The following is a 24,364-nucleotide window of genomic DNA, read 5'->3' as shown; positions in this document are numbered from 1 at the left end:
TTTATTAGGATTCTTGATAAATAATAGTCAGCTTTGGCTTTACTAAATTAAACCAAATTTATTTATGAAAACAAAGTTAAACGGCTTCTTAACGCTGTTCATAGCGTTATTGGTGCAAATCTCTTTTGCACAAGACAGAGTTGTTTCTGGTGTAGTATCAGATAACAGCGGATTACCAATTCCTGGCGTAAATGTTCTTGTAAAAGGAACAAATCTGGGTGTTCAAACTGACATGGATGGAAAATATTCCATCAAAGCAACCTCTAGTCAGACACTAGTATTCAATTTCATTGGAATGAGAACGCAAGAAATTGTGGCTTCTTCCTCATCCATTAATGTTAAAATGGTTGATGATGCAGTTGAATTAGAAGGTGTTGTTGTAACAGCTTTGGGTATTTCAAGAGACAAAAAATCTCTGGGATATGCCACTCAAAAAGTAGAAGGAGAAAATATTGCCGCTGTGAAGAGCGACAATTTTGTAAATGCTCTTTCTGGAAAAGTTTCTGGATTACAAGTAAAAAGAACAACCAACTTTGGTGGTTCAACCAATGTTGTAATTAGAGGTAATGCCTCTTTAACTGGTAACAATCAAGCACTCTTTGTTATTGACGGTGTTCCTGTAAGTAACAACAATTCGAATAGTAGAGCTCAAGAGCAAACTGGTAATGGCTATGATTATGGAAATGCCGCATCCGACATTAATCCTGAGGATATTGAAAGTATAAATGTTTTGAAAGGTTCTGCTGCAAGTGCTTTATACGGTTCAAGAGCTGCCAACGGAGTTGTTATGATTACAACAAAAAAAGGCAGTAAAAAAGCAAAAGGATATTCAATCACTGTCAATTCTAGTTTAACTACGGGTTCTGTTGATAAAAGTACTTTTGTGAAATATCAAAATCAATATGGTGGCGGTTACGGACCCTATTATGGTCCAGATGGAGATTCATATTTAGACCAAATAGACATTGATGGCGATGGAAATTTAGATTTTGTAACTCCTTTAACCGAAGATGCTTCTTACGGTCAAGCTTTTGATCCTAATTTATTGGTTTATCAATGGGATGCTTTTTACCCTGAGTCGCCAAATTATCTTCAAGCAACACCGTGGGTAAATGCTAAAAATGGTCCAATAACCTTTTTTGAAAGCCCAAAGACTTACATGAATTCATTTTCAGTTGACAAAGGTTTTGAAGGTGGCTATTTAAGATTTGGCGCAACTAATCTTAATCAAAATGGATTATTACCAAACAGTAACTTAAAAAGAAATACGTTTACTTTAAATTCTTCTATTTTAATAAATGATAGATTAACTGTAGCTGGATATGCCAATTATACTAAAACAAGTACCATAGGTAGAAACAGCACAGGATATAATGATAATATAGCTGGTAACTTCCGTCAATGGTGGCAAACCAATGTTGATATTAAATCGTTAGCCAATGCTTATTTTGACACAGGCAGAAACGTTACATGGAATCCAAATTCATATACAGATCCTACTCCAATATTTTGGGACAATCCTTATTTTCAACGTTATGAAAACTACCAAACCGATGAAAGAAATAGATTTATTGGAAATGCTTCTTTAAATTATAAAGTGGCAAGTTGGTTAGATATTTACGGTAGAATTTCGGTTGATACCTATGACGAGTTACAAGAAGAAAGACGCGCCGTTGGTAGTGTACCTACTGATTTTGGAATTGGTTCAGGCGGCGGTGACTATAGCACAGGAAGAAATCCAGCTGGGTCAGGTTATTCTAGAAAAAATATATCCTACGGAGAATACAATTATGATTTAATGTTAAATTATAATACAGACCTTACCGAAAAATTAAACCTTAAAGGAGTAGTTGGACTAAATATCCGCAGAAGTACTTACAAGTCTATTTGGGCTGCAACAAACGGTGGGATTTCTATTCCAGGGTTATATTCATTACAAAACACTGCAAGTCCACTTTTGGCTCCTATTGAAAGAGACGAAACCATTGGAGTTGATGGATTATATGGTAGTGCTTCTTTTGGATATGACAACTATTTATTTTTAGAAGGAACTATTAGACAAGATCACTCATCTACACTACCTTCAGCAAATAGTACTTATTACTATCCTTCAGTTTCAACAAGTTTTGTCTTTTCAGAATTTGTTAAACCGAGTTGGTTATCGTTTGGAAAAATTAGACTGAACTATGCCGAAGTTGGAAATAGTCCTGGTTTTGACAGAGTGTTAGATACCTATGCTGTGAATACTGCTTTCGGAGCGGCATCAGCAACTGTAAAAGACACTAAAAACAATCCAAATCTAAAACCTGAAAAAACACAAAGTGTTGAAGCAGGTATAGAAGTTTCTATGTTTAAAAAGAGATTAGGATTTGACGTTTCTGTTTACAATTCAAAATCGTTAGACCAAATTATCCCTTTGCGTGTAACTGCTGCTACTGGTTATTTATACCAACTTATTAATGCTGGTGAAATATCAAACAAAGGAGTTGAAGTTTCCCTAAATGGTACTCCAGTTAAAACACCTAATTTTTCTTGGGACATTAATCTTAACTGGTCACAGAACAAGAGTAAAGTGGTGTCTTTACTAGATGGTATTGATAATTTACAACTAGGTTCATTTCAAGGTGGTGTAACAATCAATGCTCAAGTTGGACAACCTTATGGTGTAATATTTGGAACTGACTATACTTATCTTGATGGCCAACGAGTAGTTGACGACAGCAATGGACAATACATAAAAACAGATACTTCTGATCAAATTATTGGGGATGCAAATCCAGATTGGATTGCTGGACTTAACAACAGATTCAACTATAAAAATGTTAGTTTAGAATTTTTGATTGATGTGCAACAAGGTGGTGATATTTTTTCATTAGATAGATATTATGGATTAGCCACAGGTCTTTATGATGATACTGCTTACATTAACGATTTAGGAAACCCAGTAAGAAATAGTCTAGCTGATGGCGGAGGATTTATTAACCCTGGAGTAAATCCTGATGGAAACGTAAACGACACAAGAATCCGTGCCGATAGATATGGTGCATTCGGTTACAGAAGAGGTTTACCTGACAAAGCATTTGTATATGATGCAAGTTATGTAAAATTAAGACAAGCTTCTATTTCCTATTCACTTAGTGAAAAGGTGTTGAAAAATACTTTCATCAATGGCGTTACTTTTAGTATCATAGGCACAAACCTATGGATTATTAGTAAAAATTTACCCGATGCTGATCCTGAGTCTGGTTTAGGTGCAGGTAACTTACAAGGATATTCAACAGGTTCTTTACCTTCAACAAGAGATGTAACTTTTAACGTTAAATTACAATTCTAAAAAAATAAATCATGAAAAAAATATTTTTAATTTTAATGGCATCAATGTTTATTGCTTCTTGCGATAACCTTGAAGATTTAAATACGAACGTAAAAGATCCATCTGACGTTCCCGGTGAAGCGCTATTCACTAGCGCTCAAAAAGCACTAGTTGATCAAATGGTAAATACCAATGTTAACAATAACATTTTTAGGTTAATAAACCAACATTGGACCGAAGTGACCTATACAGATGAAAGTAACTATGACTTGACCACCAGAACTATTCCAGAACAACACTGGCAGTTTCTTTACAAAGATGTTCTTAAAGATTTAGACCAAGGTGCTATAAACATAGAAAATGCTCCTGTATTAGCAACAGACAATCCATCAGTTAAGCAAAATAAACTTGCCATTATTGAAGTATTGAATGTTTACACCTACTCTATTTTAGTGGAAACTTTTGGAGATGTTCCCTACTCAGAAGCTCTGGATATCAATATTAAAAAACCAAAATATGACGATGGTTTAACAATTTACAGAGATTTAATTAGCAGACTAAATGTTGCTATTTCAAATTTAGACACTTCAGCAGAAAGTTTTGGCGAAAGCGACAGAATTTACTTTGGAGATGTTAATAAATGGGTAAAATTTGCCAATACGTTAAAACTGAAAATGGGTCTTGTGATTGCAGATATTCCAAGTGAAACAGCATTAGCAACAGCCACAGTATCAAGTGCAGCGCCTTTTGTTTTTGCTTCAAATGCTGATAGCGCAAAATTGAAATACTTAACCGCTACACCTAATACAAATCCTTTATATGTAGATTTAGTAGCAAGTGGACGTTCTGATTTTGTTCCTACCAATACTATTGTAGATTATATGAATTCTCAAAACGATCCAAGACGCGCATTGTATTTTGATGATAATATGGATGACCCATCAACTCCTGGAATAGAATATATTGGTGGAGAAAATGGAGTTGAAAATTCTTTCCCTAATTTAAGTCATATCACAAGTACCATTCAAGTGCCTGATTATCCTGGAGCTATTTTAGATTATTCAGAAGCGGAATTTTTATTAGCAGAAGCTGCAGAAAGATCAATGTATGGAACTCCTGCCAATGCTGAAGCACACTACAATGCAGGTGTAACTGCATCAATCCTTGATTGGGGTGGAAGTCTTGCAGATGCTTTAACTTATTTATCACAACCTGCTATTGCTTATACAACAGCTACTGGAACTTGGAGACAAAAAATTGGAATTCAAAGTTGGGTTGCCTTATACAACATTGGTTTTGAAAGTTGGACATCATGGAGAAGATTGGATTTCCCAACATTAATTGCACCACCTGATGCTGTATCAGGAATTCCAGTGCGTTTTACTTATCCAATAATTGAACAAACGCTCAATGCCGCTAGTTATCAAAATGCAAGTACTGCCATTGGTGGGGATTTTGTAGAAACTAAATTGTTTTGGGACATTTTCTAATAACACTTTAACGATCAAATTTTTTATAAAACCATCTCGACAATTTCGGGGTGGTTTTTTTATATCTTTGCGCCATGGAAAAAGAGAACCAAATCTTCGGAATAAGAGCGATAATTGAAGCAATAAACGCTGGAAAGGAAATTGACAAAGTATTTATACAAAGCGATACACAAAGCGAATTGATGCAGGAATTGATGAAAGTGATGAAGAAAAACAGCATCAATTTCTCCTACGTACCTGTTGAAAAATTAAACCGATTAACTCCCAACAACCATCAAGGTGCAGTAGCAACCATTGCTCCTATCACGTTTGTAAAATTAGAAACGTTGGTGGATAGCGTTGTAGCGAGCGGAAAGACACCACTATTCTTAATCCTTGACCAATTAAGCGATGCAAGAAACTTTGGTGCCATCATCAGAACGGCAGAATGTACAGGTGTTGATGGGATTATAGTGCAAAAAACAGGTTCAGCACCAGTAAATGGTGATACGGTAAAAACTTCCGCTGGTGCGGTTTTCAATTTGCCTATTTGCAAAGTGGACCATATTAAAGATGCTATTTTTTACCTTCAAGGAAGTGGCATTAAAACTGTTGCCGCTACCGAAAAAACCGATCAAAACATTTATGATATTTCGTTAAACGAACCAGTTGCCATCATTATGGGAAGCGAAGACCGAGGTATTAATCCTTCGGTGTTGAAAATTGTGGATGAAAAAGCGAAATTACCCATGTTTGGAACTATTGGTTCACTGAATGTTTCTGTAGCTTGTGGTGCTTTTCTTTATGAAGCTGTGAGACAACGTCAATAATTTTTTTTTAAAACAATTAAGAAATTAAGTTTCATTACCCCTTAATTAACTAAATTTCTTAATGGTTTAATTACTCATTTGTTGGAGTAGAATTATTATACTCTTTATACTCATAAACATATTTAATTTCAGTAGAAGGCGTTTCAACAATCTCCTCTTCTTTTGGTGTGTTTACAAAATTACCGTCTTCATCAAAGTGCTTCATAAAAGCATCTTCTTCGGGATTGAAATCGGGTTTTTCCCAAGGGAATTGCGTGGACTTAACATAATCGGGGGTTTTAAAATAAGTGGCAAAAATAAATCCTGTTAGCAATCCTGCCAAATGTCCTTCCCACGAAATCCTTTTATCTACTTCGGGAAAAATATACCAAATCATGCCACCATAAAGCATCACTACAGCTAGAGATAATGCCATCAATCGGTAATATTGTGTCATCATTCCTTTGAAAAAAATAAAAGAAACCAATACATAAATAAGACTACTTGCTCCTATGTGAAAAGAATTTCGTCCAATTACCCAAGTAATTATTCCAGATAACAAAATACCATAGCACAAAACCTTTAGCGAAATATCTCTGTAAAAATAAATGAGTGCTGTGGTGAGAATAAAAAGCGGTATGGAATTATTGGCAATATGATTTAAATCGCCATGCAAAAAAGGACTAAAGAAAACACCTTGCAAGCCTTGAAATGTCCTTGGTAAAATACCATGAGTAGATAAATCAACATTGAAACTGTGCTCAAAAAAGAATATGGCCCAAATCAAAATAAGCAGGAACGATGGAACAATCCAAACAGAAGGTGTAAACTTGAAATGATGGTAATCGTTCATTGGATTGCGAGTTTCGGGTTTTTGCTGTATTGGGTTTTTGCTGTATTGGGTTTCTTTAAAAACTTTTGATTGTAATTCAAAGATAAAGCCAAATTTTAATTAATGCTATATTGGCAGTTTCATTATTTTTTTTCCCGAAAGTTTGTTGCAGTAGTGAGTTAAGGTTACGGAAGTTCCCGAAAGTTTCCTGCAGAGGCGTATGACCTTTTCGGGTTTCCCGAAAGCTTGTCGCACTCGTGTTTGGAGGTTTCGGACTTTCCCGAAAGGGTGTCGCACTAGTGTTTGGAGGTTTCGGGAAAAATTGTTAATAACTCACAAAAGTGCCTAAAAGATGGCTATTTAGCCCCGATAATAGCGGAAATCCTCGAAGAGATTGTAGCGGATAGCGGGAAATGCAAAAGCTGATAAATCCCAAAACATTCGCTACTATAAAAATAAAAAAACTGTATTTTTACAACATGGAAGCACCACTTGCCGAACGCATCAGACCACAGCGATTAGAGGATTATATTAGCCAACTGCATTTAGTGGGCGACAATGGTTCGTTGACACAACAAATTGCCCGTGGTGTGATTCCATCCATGATTTTTTGGGGTTCACCTGGCACAGGAAAAACTACTTTAGCACAAATTATTGCCAAGCAAAGCAACCGTCCTTTTTATGAATTGAGCGCCATCAACAGTGGCGTAAAGGATATTCGTGATGTGATTGAAAAAGCGAAATTGAGTGGTGGTTTATTCACGGCTAAAAATCCAATTTTGTTTATTGATGAGATTCATCGGTTTAGTAAATCGCAACAAGATTCGTTATTAGCTGCAGTGGAAAAAGGTTGGGTAACATTGATTGGCGCTACAACTGAAAATCCAAGTTTTGAAGTTATTCCAGCATTATTGTCACGTTGTCAGGTGTATATTCTCAATCCGTTTTCAAAGGAAGATTTATTGGCTTTGTTGCAGCGAGCGATGAAGGAAGATAAAATCATTTCGACCAAAAAAATAAAATTAAAGGAAACCGAAGCGTTACTTCGACTTTCGGGTGGCGATGGACGCAAACTATTAAATATTTTTGAACTCGTCGTAAATGCAAGTCCTGAAGGTCAAATTGTGATTACCAATCAAAAAGTTTTGGATTTGGTGCAACAAAATACAGTGCTTTACGATAAAACCGGCGAACAACATTATGATATTGTTTCGGCATTTATAAAATCCATTCGTGGTAGCGACCCAAATGGTGCTGTGTATTGGTTAGCTCGAATGATTGAAGGTGGCGAAGATGTGAAATTCATCGCCCGAAGAATGTTGATTTTGTCAAGTGAAGATATTGGTAATGCCAATCCAACGGCTTTTATCATGGCCAATAATACGTTTCAAGCAGTTTCCACCATTGGCTATCCTGAGAGTAGAATTCTACTGAGCCAATGTGCTATTTATTTGGCCACATCTCCTAAAAGTAATGCGAGTTATATGGCTATTGGCGAAGCACAAGCTTTAGTAAAACAAACTGGAGATTTGTCAGTGCCTATTCATTTGCGAAATGCGCCAACCAAATTGATGAAGGAATTGGGTTATGGTGAAGAGTACCAATATTCGCATAATTATGCTAATAATTTTTCGGAACAAGAATACCTTCCAGAGGAAATAAAAAATACTGCTTTCTACAAACCAGGCAACAATGCTCGCGAAAATGAGATGAAGACTTTTTTAAAAAATCGTTGGAAAGATAAGTATGGGTATTGAAAAGTACGAGTTAAGAAATTCTAAGTACGAAGAAAGTTATTTTTAAAATTTCAAATTTATCGCTTCCGAAACCAACTTTCCATTCTCGTAATATTCAAAAACCCATTGATTTTCTTTTGAAAGAACAACGCCATTAATGGTTCCTTTTATTCCTATAAACACATTTTTTTGTGAGGTTGTATATAATTTCATAATTACTTTTGGCTCACTGTCCACCACTTGAAAACCATTCGCAATAGGTTGTGCAAAATAGAATATTTCTGAATTTTTATTATCATTAGGAGAAACATTATCAGTTGGAGTTGGCACTGGTGTTGCAACAGGAACAACCGTAGTAACTGTTGAAATAATGGAACCATTGTACTTGTAATTTAATTTGTCAAATGATTTTGATGCCATTCTCAAAGCTTCATTATAAGCTGGCGCCAACTGTTTGTTGCGACTTGTGCCAAATTCGGTTTCAAACAGTACTTTCTGTTTGCAATCCATAAGTACCAATTTTACTTTAGTCATAAAAGTGGTATTTTTTTCTACCAAAGTCGCTGTTAAATAGGAACATTGATTGTTAATGACTTCAGTAGGAATATCATCTGTACTCAAATAAGCTTTAAAATTATATTTCTGCAACAATAATTTGGTGGTTGTATTCAGGTTGTACTTGTCATTTTCCTTAAAAATATCAAACTTAATGGGAACAATTACATATTGATAATCATTGATACTTTGCGAAAAAGCAGCAAATGAAACAAATAACACCAGACATAAAAGTATTTTCTTCATCACAATATATTTTTTAATTCTAATAAATGATTTATAACTAAAATTTCTTCTTCTGGAGCATGAATTTCTTTTTCGTCAAATAAAATAGCTTTCATTCCAAAGTCCAATGCACCTTTCACATCAGCATCGATGCAATCGCCAATCATAATGGCATTTTCTTTTCGGGTATTAGCCAAAGATAGTGCTAATTCAAATATGTTTTTATGTGGCTTTTTAACACCTGCCATTTCAGAATTGGTAATGGTTTTAAAATAGATATCTAGTCCAGAATAGTTCATTTTTCTTCGTTGTACCTCGGCAAAACCATTGGTAATAATATGCAAATTATATTTAGGAAATAAATACTCTAAAACTTCAATAGCACCATCAAAAAGTTGATTATTATCGGGCAAAAAGTCAATGTAATCAATAGAAATTCTGTCTATTTCTTCATCCGAAATAGCGTAGTTTAACACATCAAATGTTTGCTTCAACCGCTGATACCGCAACTCTTCGTGAGTCATTTTATCCACTTGATATAACTTCCAACACGCTTGATTGATTGGTGCATAAATTTCGATAAATTGATGAATATCTATGGTTTCATGTCTGGCTTTGAAAATTTTTTCAAATGCTTTATGAGAGTTTTTGTCAAAATCCCAAAGGGTATGATCGAGATCAAAAAATATATCGGTGATAGTATTTGGCTGCAACTTATTTTTTATTTAAAAATTCTTTTATCAAAAGGGAAATTTTCATGATGGGTAATTTTTATTCTTTTAAAATCGGGATGATAAGGATTTAATAAATAATTAAAATCTCCTCTAACCACTGCCGATGGAACTTTCATTACACAATACTCTTTTTTTTGAATAAATTCATCACCAATAATCTGTGTGGTGGTATTTTCTGGAAATTCATTCCAACCGATTACTATTTTTTTTTGATTACAAACAATTACCTCAATATCATCAGGAATTTGAATGGTTATCATTAAAAAACTACTTGGTAAAGTAGCCAATGTTAAATGTACTGCAACTTCTGCCATTGCTAAAGCTCTACTTTGAGCAGTGTACACTATTTCGGTTCCTTTTGAATTCCATCTTGCGCCAAATTTTGCAGCTCCAATTCCTGATAATTCTATTGGATGCTTTTTGTTTAGTAACCTATAAACTTCCATTAGAGAAAAATAGCTTGGTCTATTTTATGCAACTCTGTCATGACCATTTCCTTACCATATGAATCTGTCAACAGATCTAATGGTTTTAAATTTCCCAAAGCAAAACTGGGTGTGTTTAACCATAAATAAAACTGCTCTTCATCGTCAAAAATTTCCCTTCCCAAAGCAGTAACTTCTGCCAATTCTAAAATTTTCTCTGAAGGAATTGCATCAAAAAAGAAATCTTTCTTTAACTTATTTCTGTGAAGCGTACGTGTGGAAACACCAAGGAATTTTGCCCATTCTTCCTCTTTAAATGGCGTTCTTTCTTTAATCAAATCGTATAATTCATAAGGAAGTCCTTTTCTAATAGAATGCACAATTAACATTCTGTTGGAAAGAAATTTTTTGTATGTGATATTCTTATCAATTAGTGCTATTTTATAATCTTTCTCTACTTTTGAAACATATAAACGCACAACTTTATCAAGGTGAACATCAGAATTGGAAACTATTTTAGACATATCTTTTGACATTTGTCTGCTAAAATATGACATTTGTCAACATAATCCAAATTTATTTAAAAAATGCCTTCGTCTTGAAAGCTATAATACCCACTTTCTGTAATGATAATGTGGTCTAAAACTTTTATATCCAGTTGTTCGCCAGCGAGTTTTAGTTTTTTGGTAATGTCTTTATCGGCATCACTGGCTTGTAATTTCCCCGATGGATGATTGTGCGTCAAAATTATAGAGGTTGCGCTATTTTCCAAAGCTGTTTTGAAAATCAACCGAACATCAACTACTGTTCCTGTAATTCCGCCTTTGGAAAGTTGTGATTTATAAATTACTTTGTTAGAATTATTGAGATACAGCACCCAAAATTCTTCGTGTGGCAATTCACCTATAATGGGTTGCATGATTTCGAAAACCGCTTTGCTAGATGTGATTTTTTTTAGTTCCAACGTTTCTTCGGCTCTTCGTCGTCGTCCTAATTCTAATGCTGCCGCAATAGAAATAGCTTTTGCCTCTCCTATTCCTTTGAACTCCATCAATTGTTTCAAGGATAATTTCCCCAAAGCATTCAAATTGTTATCAACACTCGATAGAATTCGTTTACTTAATGAAACAGCACTTTCATTTCTACTTCCAGAACCTATAAGAATAGCGACCAACTCGGCATCACTCAAAGCACCTTTGCCTTTCAGCATTAGCTTTTCGCGTGGCTTGTCGTCTTCGGCCCAATTTTTTATGGAGAAATTTTGTTCCAATGGCAATTAGTCTTTAATTAAACTTTTCACCTCATCAAAATTCAATCCGCCATAATTTCCTGAACTCATTAAAAGCAAAGCTGAATTATTCAAATCATAGGCAAATAAAAAATCTTTAAATTCCTGTGGATTGGTATAAATAATCAAATCATCACGTTTGAAGGATTGAGCTATTTGATCATAGGTTACTTCCTCTAATTGTTTAATCTTCACCGCATCGGGCGAATAGAAGACTAATGCTACATCTGCTGCATCAAGCGCACCTTCATATTCTTTTAAAAATTCGGCATTCAAACTACTGTAAGTGTGTAATTCCAAACAAGCTACCAATTTTCTATTTGGATATTGTGCTTTCACGGCTTGGGTTGTTGCCGATACTTTACTTGGTGAATGGGCAAAATCTTTGTAGGCGACTTTTCCTTTGCCTTCGGCAATTTTTTCTAGGCGTTTTGAAGCACCTTTAAAACTGGAAATAGCTTCGTAAAAATCCGCTTCGTCAACGCCCATATTTTGGCAAATCCATTTGGCTCCAGCCAAATTATTTAAATTATGTGCGCCAAAAACTTCAATGGGCATCGGTCCTTCTGGTGTGTCTAACAAGGTTGTTCCATCAACTACAGAATAACTTGGCGTTTGATATGGGATTCTTCTAATGGTATTGGTGGTTTCTTCGGCAACTTTTTTAACCGTTTCGTCTTCTTCGTTATAAACTAGAATTCCTCCTTTGGTAATTTGGTTGACAAATATTTCAAATTGTTCTACATAGTTTTCAAAGGTTGGAAACACATTGATGTGATCCCAAGCAATACCCGAAAGTAATGCAATATTAGGCTGATACAAATGGAATTTTGGTCGTCTATCTATTGGAGAAGACAAATATTCATCGCCTTCCAAAACAATAAAATCATTGTCTTCTGTGAGATGAACCATAGTATCAAAACCTTCTAGTTGTGCGCCAACCATGTAATCGACTTCAATATTATGATAGTGCATCACGTGCAAAATCATGGAAGTAATAGTTGTTTTTCCGTGAGAACCACCAATAACTACTCGTGTTTTATTTTTGGATTGCTCGTAAAGAAACTCAGGATAGGAATAAATTTTCAGACCTAATTCTTTGGCTTTTAATAACTCGGGATTGTCCGCTTTAGCATGCATCCCAAGAATAATAGATTCAATATCAGTGGTTATCTTTTCTGGGAACCAACCCATTTCTTTAGGCAATAATCCTTTCTTCTCCAATCGTGATTTAGATGGTTCAAAGATAGCGTCATCACTTCCTGTAACCTGATATCCTTTATTGTGTAATGCTAATGCTAAGTTGTGCATGGCTGCACCGCCAATGGCTATGAAATGTGTACGCATTTTGTATGGTATAGTAATTTATACTTTTAATTAGCCCAAAAATACACAAAAAAGAAAACATTGAGGCAATAAAAAACCTTTAGAAAAATCTAAAGGTCATTTATAAAAAACATTCTATTAAATTATTCAGCAGTGGCTTCTTTTACAGATTTTGCTCCTGTTTTAGTTGTATTAATAGCTTTATTATTTGAATATTTAGAAGCTTCATCAGCACCTTTTTCTACATCTTTGGCTGTTTTATTGACTTTTTTAACTGTGGAGTTGGATTTTTTCGCGGTATTAACTTCTGTTTTACCAGCGGCTTCTTATTCTTTTGTTGTTGATTGTGTTGTTGCTGTTGTTGCTGATTTTGCTGTTGCTGTAGTAGCTGACTTTGTAGCAGAAGGGGTTGTTGCTTTAGCTTTTGAAACCGATTGTGCGCCTGCTTTAAAACCTACTAATGCAATAGCTAAAAAAAAGATTTTTTTCATCATGTTGAAGTTTAATGTTATAATTCAAATGTATAAAAAAACCAAAGCATGACAAAAAAATATAATTTAATTCCTTGTAATTCAGTTTTCTGAACTATCCTTTACGAGAATAGGTATCCATGACTTCTTTGGCTTTCTCGGGTTGGTTTAATTTATTTTTGTATAAATTAGAGAGTTTTTGGTAAGTGTTTTTAGAACCACCAACAGCGATAGCTTTGGTATAATTTTTTTCGGCTTCTTTGTATCTGTTAAAATATTCCGCAATGTGTCCTTTAGCAAGGTAACCATCTACAGGTGATATTTTAAGCAATTCGTTGGCATAATTCTGGGCTTTTCTTTCACTTCCGCCTACAATTCCAGGTAATTCAAGGTATAATTGGATCAGTGCCCATCGTGCATCTATATGATTTGGATTGAGTGCAATGGCTTTTTCAAACGAAAGCTTAACATCGTCAATCATTCCTAGGGCAGCAAACTTATTAACCTCTTTCGCTTTCATGCCCAGACAACCACCATACTTATAGTAATAGTCTGCTTCCATGGGCTTTAGTTTTTTGAGTTTACCATAGTAAACCATAGCATTGTCCCATGCTTTATAATGACCTTCAATATCACCAAGATATTCCAATGCTTTGAGATGATTAGGATTGTCTTTTATAATGTTTTCAAAGATGGGTTTGGCCAAAGTATACTTTTCTTGTGAAAACAACTTTTCTGCCTTATCAAAATTGGCTTGTGAATTCATCATGATAGGAAACAATAAAAAACTACAGAAAAAATATTTCATTTTTATTTTGTTTAAAAATTTTAATTTATTGTGAAACACAAATATATACTAATATTTTAAACTTATGAAAAAGGATTGTTAATACTAGGAAACTAATTGACTCTTTAATACTGTAGTTTATCGGTTTTTAATGAAGTTGGTCAATTTTTTTTGCTTTATAATCTTACATTTATAAAATTTGCAGAGTTAATTTATTTTATTCTGAAAATGAATGAATTATGTTAAAAAGCCCCATTTACAAAACACAACTTATCAAATAAAAATTATAAAAAGTATTACTCTTTTTTTGTTACTCTTTTTCAAATGATTACTGAGTATCTTTTTAAAAAACGGAATATGATGAAAAAATACTACCCTATAAAACAAACAAAAAGAAGTTCACTTAACAACCACTCTAAATTCATTTTATTTTTGATGATGGTGGTTATGTTTTTCCCTTTACAGAAAACCATTGCACAAGGAACAAATTGTGGAAATGCAACTTCTATAACAATTGGCAGTTGTGCCATAAACGATAATATTGGTGATACTAATCAAAGCTTACCAAATATAGGTAGTTGCACAGGAACATTTAACCGCGAAGGTTGGTATACTTTTACCGTAACTGGTGGGCCATTAAATATAACAATAACAGGAACAACAACAGACAGAAATTTATTTTTACAATTAATTTCACAAACAGGCGCATGTACAGGATTAGCTCAAATTGCATGTGCTAACGATATTAGTGGAAATAGTGCTCAATTCGAAAGTATAAATGCTACACTTAACAATGGAATTTATTATATAAAAGTTGTTAATGTTGGAAGCAATGGTGATATGTTTTTATCAAGTTTGTGTGTAACACAAGTTAACAATGATGTATGTGCTGGAGCAATTGGATTAACATCAAACACATCCTGCACAACAACAACAGGTTCAACCATAGGTGCAACTGACAATAATGAAACAGGTGATTGTACCAATGGTACTGAAAATGCAGTATGGTATCAATTTACGGCTGTTGCAAACACTCATATTATTAATGTAGATGGTATTCCCGGTTTTGACCCTGTTATAGGTGCTATTTCTACTTGCGGTTCGACAACAATACCAACTGGCGGCGGATGTGTAAATGCAACAGGTAACGGTGGAATAGAAACTATGACATTAACGGGATTGACAATAGGACAAAGCTACAAAGTTCAAGTATATGACTCAAATGGTGACCAAACCGCTAATGCCTTTACCATTTGTGTTACTCATGTTGCCCCAACCATTTCTAATTTTACCCCTAATAATGGTTGTGCAAATTCAACTACGGTAATTATAACTGGAACTAATTTCACAGGAGCAACTGCTGTACGATTTGGTGGAACAAATGCGGCTTCGTTTACAGTTAACTCGGCTACACAAATTACGGCTACAGTTGCAGCAGGAACTTCTGGAGCTATTACCGTTACAACACCAGGAGGGATAGCAACTAGTCCAAGTAATTTTACTGTAAACGCAAACGTAGGAACACCAACAGCCATAACAATTGCAGGAGGAACAGAACCTTCTTGCCAATTATCCAATGGAACAACTACTACAACCTATGCTACAACAGCTACAAACAATACTGGATTAAACTGGAGTTTGAGTAACCCTGCAGCAGGAAGTATTAATTCTTCAGGTGTTATGACTTGGTCCAATGGTTTCTCAGGAACTGTAAATATTCAAGTAACTGCCAATGGTTGTAATGGTCCGTCAGCACAGGTGGTTCGAACAGTAACAATAAATACATTACCCACAGCATTTAATGTAACCGGAACAGGATCATATTGCAGTGGAGGTTCAGGATTAGCAGTTGGGATAGACGGTTCTACATTAGGAGTAAATTATCAATTATTCAATGGTGTTACTCCAATAGGCGCTTCAATTGCTGGTACGGGTTCTGCTATTTCTTTTGGTACACAAACAGGAACTACGACTTATACGGTTATTGCTACAAATACAACTACGAGTTGTGTAAAAACAATGACAGGAAGTGCAACAGTAACAGTAATCCCGACCGTTGGAGTTCCAACAACAATAACAATTGCATCAGGGACAGAGCCTACTTGTCAGTTAACAAACTCAACAACTACCACAACCTATGCCACAACTGCTTCAAACAGCACCAGCTTCAACTGGAGTTTGAGCAATCCATCGGCAGGAAGTATTGATGCTACAACTGGAGTGATGACTTGGGCAAATGGATTTTCAGGAACCGTAGATATTCAAGTAACTGCTAATGGTTGTAATGGACCATCATCTCAAGTGATTCGAACTGTAATTATAATCCCGACCGTTGGAGTTCCAACATCAATAACAATTGCAGGAGGAACAGAACCTACTTGCCAATTATCCAATGGAACAACAACTACAACCTATGCTACAACAGCTTCAAACAATACTGGATTAAACTGGAGTTTGAGTAACCCTGCAGCAGGTAGTATTAATTCTTCAGGTGTGATGACATGGTCAAATGGTTTTTCAGGAACCGTAACTATTCAAGTAACTGCTAATGGTTGTAACGGTCCAACTTCACCAGCGGTTATTCGAACCATAATAGTAACCCCAAACAATACAGCAGGCGTAGCATCCAGCACACCAACCTTATGTATCAATACTGCTTTGACGGCCATTACTCATGCTACAACAACCGCAACGGGTATAGCCAATGATGGTGTATCAGGAGCAAACGGTTTACCAGCAGGTGTATCGGCTACTTGGGCTTTAGACACTATCACTATCAGTGGTACACCAACCGTATCGGGTATTTTTAATTATAGCATTCCTTTAACTGGTGGTTGTGGTAGTATCAATGCTACGGGCACAATAACTGTGGAAGATCTAGTAGTGGCTGCAGGAACAATTTCGGGTTCCGCTACCGTTTGTCAGGGACAAAATAATGTTGCTTACTCTGTGCCAGCTATTACCAATGCTACAAGTTACAGCTGGACATTACCTTATGGAGCTTCCATCGCAACGGGTAACAATACCAATTTCATAACTGTGAATTATTCAACCATAGCTCTTTCAGGAGATATTTCCGTAAGTGGTACCAATACTTGTGGCAACGGAACCGTTTCTGCTAATTATTCTATAATAGTAAACCCATTACCTGATGTAGCAAGTACAATCATTGGAACATCAACCGTTTGCCAAGGGCAAAGTGGAGTAATTTACTCTGTTCCTTCTATTGCCAATGCTACAGGTTACATATGGTCTTTACCATCTGGTGCTTCAATAGTATCTGGTGCAAACACTAATTCTATAATTGTAGATTTCAGTGCTTCAGCTACTTCGGGTAACATAACCGTAAGAGGCACCAATGCTTGTGGTACTGGAATTGTTTCAGCTAATTATCCTATAACAGTAAATCCATTGCCAGTGGCCGCTGGAACTATATCTGGAAGTGCAACCGTTTGTCAAGGACAAAATGGAGTAACTTATTCAGTTCCTGCTATAGCAAATGCTTCGGGTTACGTTTGGACTTTACCTTCTGGAGCAACAATAGCATCAGGTAACAATACAAACGCTATAACTGTAGATTTTAACACATCCGCAGTATCAGGAAACATAACTGTTCTAGGAACAAATGCTTGTGGCAATGGAATTATTTCTGCTAATTTTCCTGTTACGATAAATCCATTACCAATAGCAGCAGGAAATATAACTGGAAGTGCAACCGTTTGTCAAGGACAAAATAGTGTTATTTACTCTGTTCCAGCCATAACATATGCAACAGGTTATACATGGGTTTTACCAAGTGGCGCAACAATAACCGCAGGTTCAAATACCAATACCATAACTGTAGCTTTCTCAACCACAGCAGTATCAGGAAATATAACTGTATTAGGAACAAATGGCTGTGGAAATGGAATTGTATCCGCAAATTTTCCTGTAACTGTAAATCCATTACCTGCCAATGCAGGCACAATCTCCGGACCTGCAATAGTTTGTCAAGGCGATATTGGCGTAGTATATTCCGTTCCAGTCATTGCTAATGCTTTGAACTACATTTGGACATTACCTACAGGAGCTACCATCACCTCAGGCAACAATACAGAAACCATAACAGTAAATTATAGCTTGGCGGCAACTTCAGGAATTGTTACCGTAAAAGGAAACAATGCATGTGGAGACGGAATACTATCTGCCAACTATACTGTTACAGTAAACATAACACCATCCATAACATTAAATTACTCACCAACAGTTTGTAGTGGTGAATTAGTAACCATTTCACCAGCCAATGGAGGAGGAAACATTGTCCCACCTGGCACTAGCTATTCTTGGGGATTACCAACAGTTACAGGAGGAATTACTGGTGCTACAGCATTAAGCGGACAAAGTAATTTTAATCAAACATTAACAAACCCAACCAATACAACACAAACCGCTTCTTATAACGTGACTGCTTCCACGGGAGGTTGTTCGGCAACTACATTCTCTGTATTAGTAACGGTTTATCCAAGACCTACAGTATCTGGCTCACCATTGACACAATCTCTATGTTCTGGTGGAGCTATTGGTACTCCAATTACTTTTTCTAATCCGAACGGTATTGCTGGCACAATAGATTACAACTGGACCAGAAATAATACTGGAGTTGTAACTGGAATGGCGCCTTCAGGAAGTGGCGCATCAATTACAGGTAATTTGTCCAATACAACTAATAATCCCCAAACAACTGTGTTTTCTATGATTGCCACTACACAAAATGGCTGTAATTCTTTACCATTTTCTGTTAATGTTGTAGTAAACCCAATACCAACTGTTTTAGCAACTCCAGCAACCAATCAAACTATTTGTTCCGAAGGAAACATTACCCCAATTACTATAAGTAATCCAAATGGGGTAACTGGAACAACCTATAGTTGGACGAGAACTAACACTACAAACATCACAGGAATTCCAGACGGAATCGGTGCAACGATTTCGGGTAGTTTAACCAATACAACTAATATTGTACAAACAACAATTTTCACCATAAAAGCGACTGCCAACGGTTGTGATTCATCAACTACTACTGTTTCTATAACCGTGAACCCAAAACCAACGGTTGCAGTAGGTACAGCTTCACAAACAGTTTGCGGTGGTACAGCCATTGCACCAGTTTCCATTACCAACCCTAATAGTGTTGCTGGAACAACTTATAGTTGGAATAGAGACAATACCACCAACCTGAGTGGAATGCTTAGTGGCGTAGGAACACCAATTTCAGGAACATTAGTCAACAACACCAATAGTAATCAAACCACTAACTTTACGGTTACAGCTACTGCGGGAACTTGTTTTTCAACTACGAATACAACTGTAATTGTAAGACCAACCCCAACGATATTGGTTTCACCTTCATCCCAAACTATTTGTACTGGTCTCGCGATAACTCCAATGAACATTACCAACCCAAATAATGTTACTGGAACTACTTATACATGGACAAGAGATAATCTAACAAACTTAACCGGTATAGCTGCAAGCGGTTCAGGTTCATCAATTACAGGAACATTAACTAATAATAGTACTGCAACCCAAACCACTACTTTTACAATAATTGCGACAGCAGCCAATGGCTGTAGTAGTAGTTTAACAGCTACCGTTACAGTTTATGCTCCATTAGTGGCTCCAGTGATCAGTGCTGCTCAAACAGTTTGTGTATTCTCTACTCCAGCAACACTTACTTCTACATTACCAACAGGTGGTTCAGGTACTTATACCTATCAATGGCAAAGCAGTCCAAATGCTTCAGGAGGACCTTGGACAAATGTTGGAACAAATTCACTTTCTTATTCTCCTCCTTTTATTGTTTCTAGTGCTAATGATCTATATTACCAACTTGTAGTAACTAATTTATGTGGTTCAGTAACTAGTAATACTGTTTGGGTTGAAGTTATTACAAATATTGGTTTTACTTTTAATGTATCAAATATTCCTTCTGGTATCTTATGTCCTAATTCATCATTTACACCAAATATTAGTGCAATACACCTACCAACTTCATACGTTCGTTATATATGGATTGCAAATTCAGCCTATATTACCCCTTCTACTGGAGGACCTGTTGGAACAACATCTTTTGGAATTATTTCTTCAGCTAGTATTGGCTCTTTAACTACAATAAATAATACAAATGCAACAGTTGTTACTCCAATTACAATAACACCTAATGTTTATAATAGTTCTAACAATAATTTTATTTGTAGCGCTTCACCAACCGTTCTTAATGTAAGCATTTATCCACGTCCTACAGCAACTGCAACGGTTCCAAGTGCAACTATTTGTAGTGGTACGAATGCTGGCATTGTTATAAGAGGGAATATTACCGATGCTACTACCACTTTGACATGGACAAGAAGTGCGAATGCCAACTTAATAAGTACTTTGGGATCAGGAAGTAATACACCAGTAGCTTTTGCTGGAACCTATACCATTCCTGATGTACTGACCAATACATCATTAACTTCACAAACCGTAACGTATACTATAACACCTAGTTCAAATGGCTGTTCAGGAACACCAATAACAGTTACAATAACTGTAGCACCAGCAGTTAATCCTGGAACTATAGCTACCAATCAAACCATATGTAGTGGTGGAAATCCTGTAGCTTTTACACAAACTGCGGCTACAGGAGCAGGAACGATAAGCTATCAATGGCAAAGTAGCACAACAGGACCTGCAGGACCATACTCTCCTATTTCTGGAGCCACTTCTCCAACCTATACACCAATAGGAGTAACAGTAAACACTTGGTATATTAGAACCGCTACTTCCTTGTCAAGCGGTGCAACTCCACCAGTAGTAACTGGAGTAACCTATACTACCAATAGTGCTAGTTGTTCCCAAAATACAACTCCTATAAGTGTAACCATAAATACTATAAATCCAGGAAGTATTGCTGGAACTCAAACTATTTGTTCTGGAGGAGATCCAATTGCCTTTACTAGTGTGGCTGCAACAGGAGCAGGAATCATAACCTACCAATGGGAAAGCAGCACAATAGACTGTAACTCTGGATTTAGTGATATTACTGTAAACGGAACATCAGCAACTTATGATATTCCTTCAGGATTAACCGTAACCACCTATTTTAGAAGAAAAGCCATTTCAACATTAACTATTGCTTGTTTTGATTATAGTAATTGTGTAACTGTATTTGTAAACAATGTCACTGCAGGAACGGTAGGAAGTGATCAAACCATTTGTGGCAACAATCCAGACGCCTTTTCAGTGATTACTCCAGCTACTGGTTCGGGAACACTTTCGTATCAATGGGAAAGTAATACAACAGGTTGTGGAGGAACATGGAACGCAATCTCAGGAGCAATAGGCGCCACATATGATCCACCACCAGGATTAACAGTAACCACCTATTATAGAAGAATTACAACTTCAACCCTAAATGGAATTCCATGTACTGCTATAGGCAATTGTATTACCGTAACAGCCAATAGTGTAACTGCAGGTGTCATTAGCGGAAATAGAACCGTTTGTTCTGGTGGTGATCCAGCTGCATTTACAGAGACTACAGCTGCTACAGGCATTGGATTAACTTACCAATGGCAGTATAGTTTGACTAGTGGTGCTGGACCATGGACTGATATATCTGGTGCGACAAGTGCCACTTATGATGCACCAGGACCAATTACACAAAATACCTTTTATCAAAGAGTGGTAAAAGCTACTGTAAACGGAACCGATTGTTTTGCTATTTCAAATTTCATAACCGTTTTTGTTAATAATGTAACCCCATCAACCGTTGCAGGAAATCAATCGTTATGTAGTAATTTGGATCCAGCTGCGTTTACGGTTACTACCGCTGCAACAGGCTCGGGAACAGTAAGCTATCAATGGCAAAGCAATACTACAGGATGTGGAGGAAGCTGGGCTGATATTTCGGGAGCAACTAGTGCAACCTATAATCCTCCAGCTGTAACACAAACAACTTATTTTCAAGTGAGAGTTACCTCAACGCTGAATGGCCAAAGCTGTTCTACCACCAGTAACTGTATAGAAGTTACTTCATTTGGAAAAATTTGGAATGGTGCTGTAAATTCAGATTGGAGCAATGCAGCAAACTGGACTCCAACTGGTGTTCCTGATGCAACACATTGTGTAACTATACCTAACGTAACAAACGACCCAGAAATAAATAGCAATGCCTTTGCCTATTCTGTATCAATATTAAATGGAGGAGATCTTGAAATAGAACCCAATAATTCGTTAACTGTAACCGATGTTATTTCCGTTAATGCTGGAGGTTTATTTACTATAGAAAATAATGGAAGTTTGATTCAAATCAATAATGTAGTCAATACTGGTACTATTACTTATACTAGAACTGCACAACAGAAACGCCTTGATTATGTTTATTGGTCATCACCAGTTGAAAATTTTAACATCAACAGTCATCCTTCTAATGGGTATAAATACAGCTGGAATACGACTTTTTCAAACGCTAATGGAACTCAAGGTAATTGGCAAACAGCTTCAGGCATAATGAATGCTGGTCAAGGGTATATTGTAGGTGGACCAAGCTGGTTTAACAATACCGCCAATCAAAATTTACAAGTTACCTTTACTGGAATCCCTAGAAATGGTAATATCTCCATTCCTATTTATCGTGGATCAAATAATAGTGGTTCTACTTACACGCTACCAAGTGGAGCACAAGTTACCACTTTAGACGACAACTGGAATTTATTAGGAAACCCTTATCCGTCAGCTATTAGTACCAGAGATTTTTTAACATTAAATTCAAGTGTTTTAACGGGTGCATTATACATTTGGACACATGGTAATCTTCCATCAACGTTTATAGGAAATCCATTTTATGACAACTTTGTATCAAATTATAATCCAATTGATTATATTCCATTTAACCTGACTGGAAATTTGCTCAGTCCTAATCCCGATTATTACATTGGCGCTTGTCAAGGTTTCTTTGTGACTATGATTGATGGTCCTGCAGCATCTGCAACCGTAAATTTCAACAATAGTCTAAGAAATAATACTTATGGCAATAGTACTGGAGCCAATTTTTTAAGAACCCAAAACACCACAACTACTGAAAATCCTGAATTCAACAGAATATGGCTTGAGCTCAATAGTAGTAATCAAGCTGTCAGAACATTGGTTGGCTATGTGAGTGGTGCTACAATGGAAAAGGACAACTTGTATGATGCCATTTCTAAAAAAGATAATAGTTTGAAATTATTTTCTTTGACCGATGAAGACAAATTTATCATCCAAGGTCGTTCCTTACCTTTTAATGATTTGGATCAAGTAAAAATGGGTGTTGACATATACGAAAGCGGTCAATATAGTATAGCATTAGCAATGGTAGATGGATTGTTTTTAAATACAGCTCAAAATATCTTTTTAGAAGATAAATTATTAAATACTATTCATAATTTAAGACAAGCACCTTATAATTTTACTGCAACAACAGGAACATATACAGAACGATTTGTATTGCGATATAATGATACTACTTTAAGTAATCTAACACAAGAAATGGATACTACCTTAGCCTATATTACTGACGATAAACTTAAAATTCAATCAACAGAAGGTATCGAAGAAATTGCCATTTATGATATTTCAGGTAAGCTATTTAAAACCTATACATTAGATACTATAAGCAATCATTTTGAAGAAGAGTTTCCTTATGCTAATGGAGTTTATATAGCAACTATTAAACTAAGTAATGGCATAGTAGTTAGCAAAAAATTGGTTCATTAAAGCACTTTTCTATAATCAATCAACTCCCATTCCGAAGTATCAAGATGGGAGTTTTTTTTTAACTAACCTTTGCAGTTCAAACGCATTGCTATGCAAAAACACACTAACTATCCATTGCTAATATGTAAAGTGTCTGTTTCCTTTCTTCATTTCATAATACAATAATCCTATTTTGTCAGTATAATTTTTATAAAAGATGTACGTTATTTTGGGATTTACTTGAAACCCTATTAAACCCTTCACTCAAATTTCATGATGTTTCAATGTAAATTATACCATGTTAGTAATATGGATAACAATTTGCCATTAAATACAAAACATAGGAAATTGCTATTTTTTTGAGATTTTTTTACGAATTTCATAAAACCACTCAAAAAACTGTATTTCAACGATTAAGACAGTAGTTTAACGATAGAATATTACATGTTTTACTATTTACAATATATTTGATTTTAAATAAATTGTTATATCATAAAATAAAATTTATATTATATTTTGTCGATATTATTTGCATTTAGACTTGTTTTTAAGTGAATTTTTGATGAAAATTAACTTTATATGTTATTATGATACAAACACTACAAAAGTGTTAACAATATACATAATAAGTAATGTATT

14 protein-coding genes are annotated in these 24,364 nt (G+C 35.7%); 6 read left to right on the top strand and 8 right to left on the bottom strand.

The window, feature by feature from the left end; translation table 11 throughout:
• Positions 1-64 precede the first annotated feature (64 nt).
• From ACSVH2_RS11920 to rlmB, 3 genes are all read left to right on the top strand, one after another.
• Positions 65-3,334, top strand: coding sequence for a SusC/RagA family TonB-linked outer membrane protein (locus ACSVH2_RS11920; protein ID WP_438093413.1), 3,270 nt, complete (start codon positions 65-67; stop codon positions 3,332-3,334).
• Between the two features lie 11 nt (positions 3,335-3,345).
• A complete protein-coding gene (locus ACSVH2_RS11915) occupies positions 3,346-4,803 on the top strand; it encodes a SusD/RagB family nutrient-binding outer membrane lipoprotein (RefSeq protein ID WP_438093412.1) in 1,458 nt (485 codons plus the stop codon).
• A gap of 74 nt (positions 4,804-4,877) precedes the next feature.
• Entirely contained in the window at positions 4,878-5,612 is a 735-nt protein-coding gene (gene rlmB, locus ACSVH2_RS11910) for a 23S rRNA (guanosine(2251)-2'-O)-methyltransferase RlmB (RefSeq protein ID WP_438093411.1), read from the top strand.
• Positions 5,613-5,682: 70 nt separating this feature from the next.
• On the opposite strand, the gene ACSVH2_RS11905 is transcribed toward rlmB, so the two are convergent.
• Complete coding sequence (locus tag ACSVH2_RS11905; RefSeq protein WP_438093410.1) at positions 5,683-6,444, bottom strand: rhomboid family intramembrane serine protease; 762 nt, start codon at positions 6,442-6,444, stop codon at positions 5,683-5,685.
• A 458-nt stretch (positions 6,445-6,902) separates the two neighbouring features.
• Between ACSVH2_RS11905 and ACSVH2_RS11900 the strand changes: the two genes are divergently transcribed.
• Positions 6,903-8,180 carry a replication-associated recombination protein A gene (locus ACSVH2_RS11900; RefSeq protein ID WP_438093409.1) on the top strand — a complete coding sequence of 426 codons (1,278 nt, stop codon included), beginning with the start codon at positions 6,903-6,905 and terminating at the stop codon, positions 8,178-8,180.
• 42 nt (positions 8,181-8,222) lie between these two features.
• On the opposite strand, the gene ACSVH2_RS11895 is transcribed toward ACSVH2_RS11900, so the two are convergent.
• From ACSVH2_RS11895 to ACSVH2_RS11870, 6 genes are read right to left on the bottom strand one after another with little or no spacing between them, the layout of a single operon-like run.
• On the bottom strand, positions 8,223-8,960 hold the full coding sequence (locus ACSVH2_RS11895) for a hypothetical protein (RefSeq protein WP_438093408.1): 738 nt from the start codon (positions 8,958-8,960) through the stop codon (positions 8,223-8,225).
• Positions 8,960-9,652, bottom strand: a complete 693-nt coding sequence (locus tag ACSVH2_RS11890) for a YjjG family noncanonical pyrimidine nucleotidase (RefSeq protein WP_438093407.1) — start codon at positions 9,650-9,652, stop codon at positions 8,960-8,962. Before ACSVH2_RS11890 ends, ACSVH2_RS11895 begins: the two co-directional genes overlap by 1 nt.
• An 8-nt stretch (positions 9,653-9,660) precedes the next feature.
• Complete coding sequence (locus ACSVH2_RS11885) at positions 9,661-10,119, bottom strand: RES family NAD+ phosphorylase (RefSeq protein WP_438093406.1); 459 nt, start codon at positions 10,117-10,119, stop codon at positions 9,661-9,663.
• On the bottom strand, positions 10,119-10,622 hold the full coding sequence (gene parS / locus ACSVH2_RS11880) for a type II RES/Xre toxin-antitoxin system antitoxin (protein WP_438093405.1): 504 nt from the start codon (positions 10,620-10,622) through the stop codon (positions 10,119-10,121). Before parS ends, ACSVH2_RS11885 begins: the two co-directional genes overlap by 1 nt.
• Before the next feature lie 56 nt (positions 10,623-10,678).
• Positions 10,679-11,368, bottom strand: coding sequence for a RadC family protein (gene radC, locus ACSVH2_RS11875; RefSeq protein WP_438093404.1), 690 nt, complete (start codon positions 11,366-11,368; stop codon positions 10,679-10,681).
• 6 nt (positions 11,369-11,374) lie between these two features.
• A complete protein-coding gene (locus ACSVH2_RS11870; RefSeq protein WP_438093403.1) occupies positions 11,375-12,733 on the bottom strand; it encodes a UDP-N-acetylmuramate--L-alanine ligase in 1,359 nt (452 codons plus the stop codon).
• A gap of 132 nt (positions 12,734-12,865) precedes the next feature.
• Between ACSVH2_RS11870 and ACSVH2_RS11865 the strand changes: the two genes are divergently transcribed.
• Entirely contained in the window at positions 12,866-13,255 is a 390-nt protein-coding gene (locus tag ACSVH2_RS11865; RefSeq protein ID WP_438093402.1) for a hypothetical protein, read from the top strand.
• Positions 13,256-13,297: 42 nt separating this feature from the next.
• On the opposite strand, the gene ACSVH2_RS11860 is transcribed toward ACSVH2_RS11865, so the two are convergent.
• Positions 13,298-13,990 carry a tetratricopeptide repeat protein gene (locus tag ACSVH2_RS11860; protein ID WP_438093401.1) on the bottom strand — a complete coding sequence of 231 codons (693 nt, stop codon included), beginning with the start codon at positions 13,988-13,990 and terminating at the stop codon, positions 13,298-13,300.
• 339 nt (positions 13,991-14,329) lie between these two features.
• On the opposite strand from ACSVH2_RS11860, the gene ACSVH2_RS11855 reads away from it, so the two are divergent.
• On the top strand, positions 14,330-23,746 hold the full coding sequence (locus tag ACSVH2_RS11855) for a PKD-like domain-containing protein (RefSeq protein ID WP_438093400.1): 9,417 nt from the start codon (positions 14,330-14,332) through the stop codon (positions 23,744-23,746).
• Positions 23,747-24,364 lie beyond the last annotated feature (618 nt).

It is taken from the genome of Flavobacterium sp. RSB2_4_14, from assembly GCF_051547085.1.
Taxonomy (GTDB): Bacteria; Bacteroidota; Bacteroidia; order Flavobacteriales; family Flavobacteriaceae; genus Flavobacterium.
Note: the sequence above shows the minus strand (reverse complement) of the source record. Positions and strands in the feature narration are given on the sequence as shown.

What these genes read in the sequence shown, in the direction of transcription:
- ACSVH2_RS11870 (WP_438093403.1), bottom strand. Translation starts at nt 12,733, where the DNA reads ATGCGTACACATTTCATAGCCATTGGCGGTGCAGCCATGCACAACTTA.
- ACSVH2_RS11885 (WP_438093406.1), bottom strand. Translation starts at nt 10,119, where the DNA reads ATGGAAGTTTATAGGTTACTAAACAAAAAGCATCCAATAGAATTATCA.
- ACSVH2_RS11915 (WP_438093412.1), top strand. Translation starts at nt 3,346, where the DNA reads ATGAAAAAAATATTTTTAATTTTAATGGCATCAATGTTTATTGCTTCT.
- rlmB (WP_438093411.1), top strand. Translation starts at nt 4,878, where the DNA reads ATGGAAAAAGAGAACCAAATCTTCGGAATAAGAGCGATAATTGAAGCA.
- parS (WP_438093405.1), bottom strand. Translation starts at nt 10,622, where the DNA reads ATGTCTAAAATAGTTTCCAATTCTGATGTTCACCTTGATAAAGTTGTG.
- ACSVH2_RS11900 (WP_438093409.1), top strand. Translation starts at nt 6,903, where the DNA reads ATGGAAGCACCACTTGCCGAACGCATCAGACCACAGCGATTAGAGGAT.
- ACSVH2_RS11855 (WP_438093400.1), top strand. Translation starts at nt 14,330, where the DNA reads ATGAAAAAATACTACCCTATAAAACAAACAAAAAGAAGTTCACTTAAC.
- ACSVH2_RS11860 (WP_438093401.1), bottom strand. Translation starts at nt 13,990, where the DNA reads ATGAAATATTTTTTCTGTAGTTTTTTATTGTTTCCTATCATGATGAAT.
- ACSVH2_RS11905 (WP_438093410.1), bottom strand. Translation starts at nt 6,444, where the DNA reads ATGAACGATTACCATCATTTCAAGTTTACACCTTCTGTTTGGATTGTT.
- ACSVH2_RS11920 (WP_438093413.1), top strand. Translation starts at nt 65, where the DNA reads ATGAAAACAAAGTTAAACGGCTTCTTAACGCTGTTCATAGCGTTATTG.
- ACSVH2_RS11895 (WP_438093408.1), bottom strand. Translation starts at nt 8,960, where the DNA reads ATGAAGAAAATACTTTTATGTCTGGTGTTATTTGTTTCATTTGCTGCT.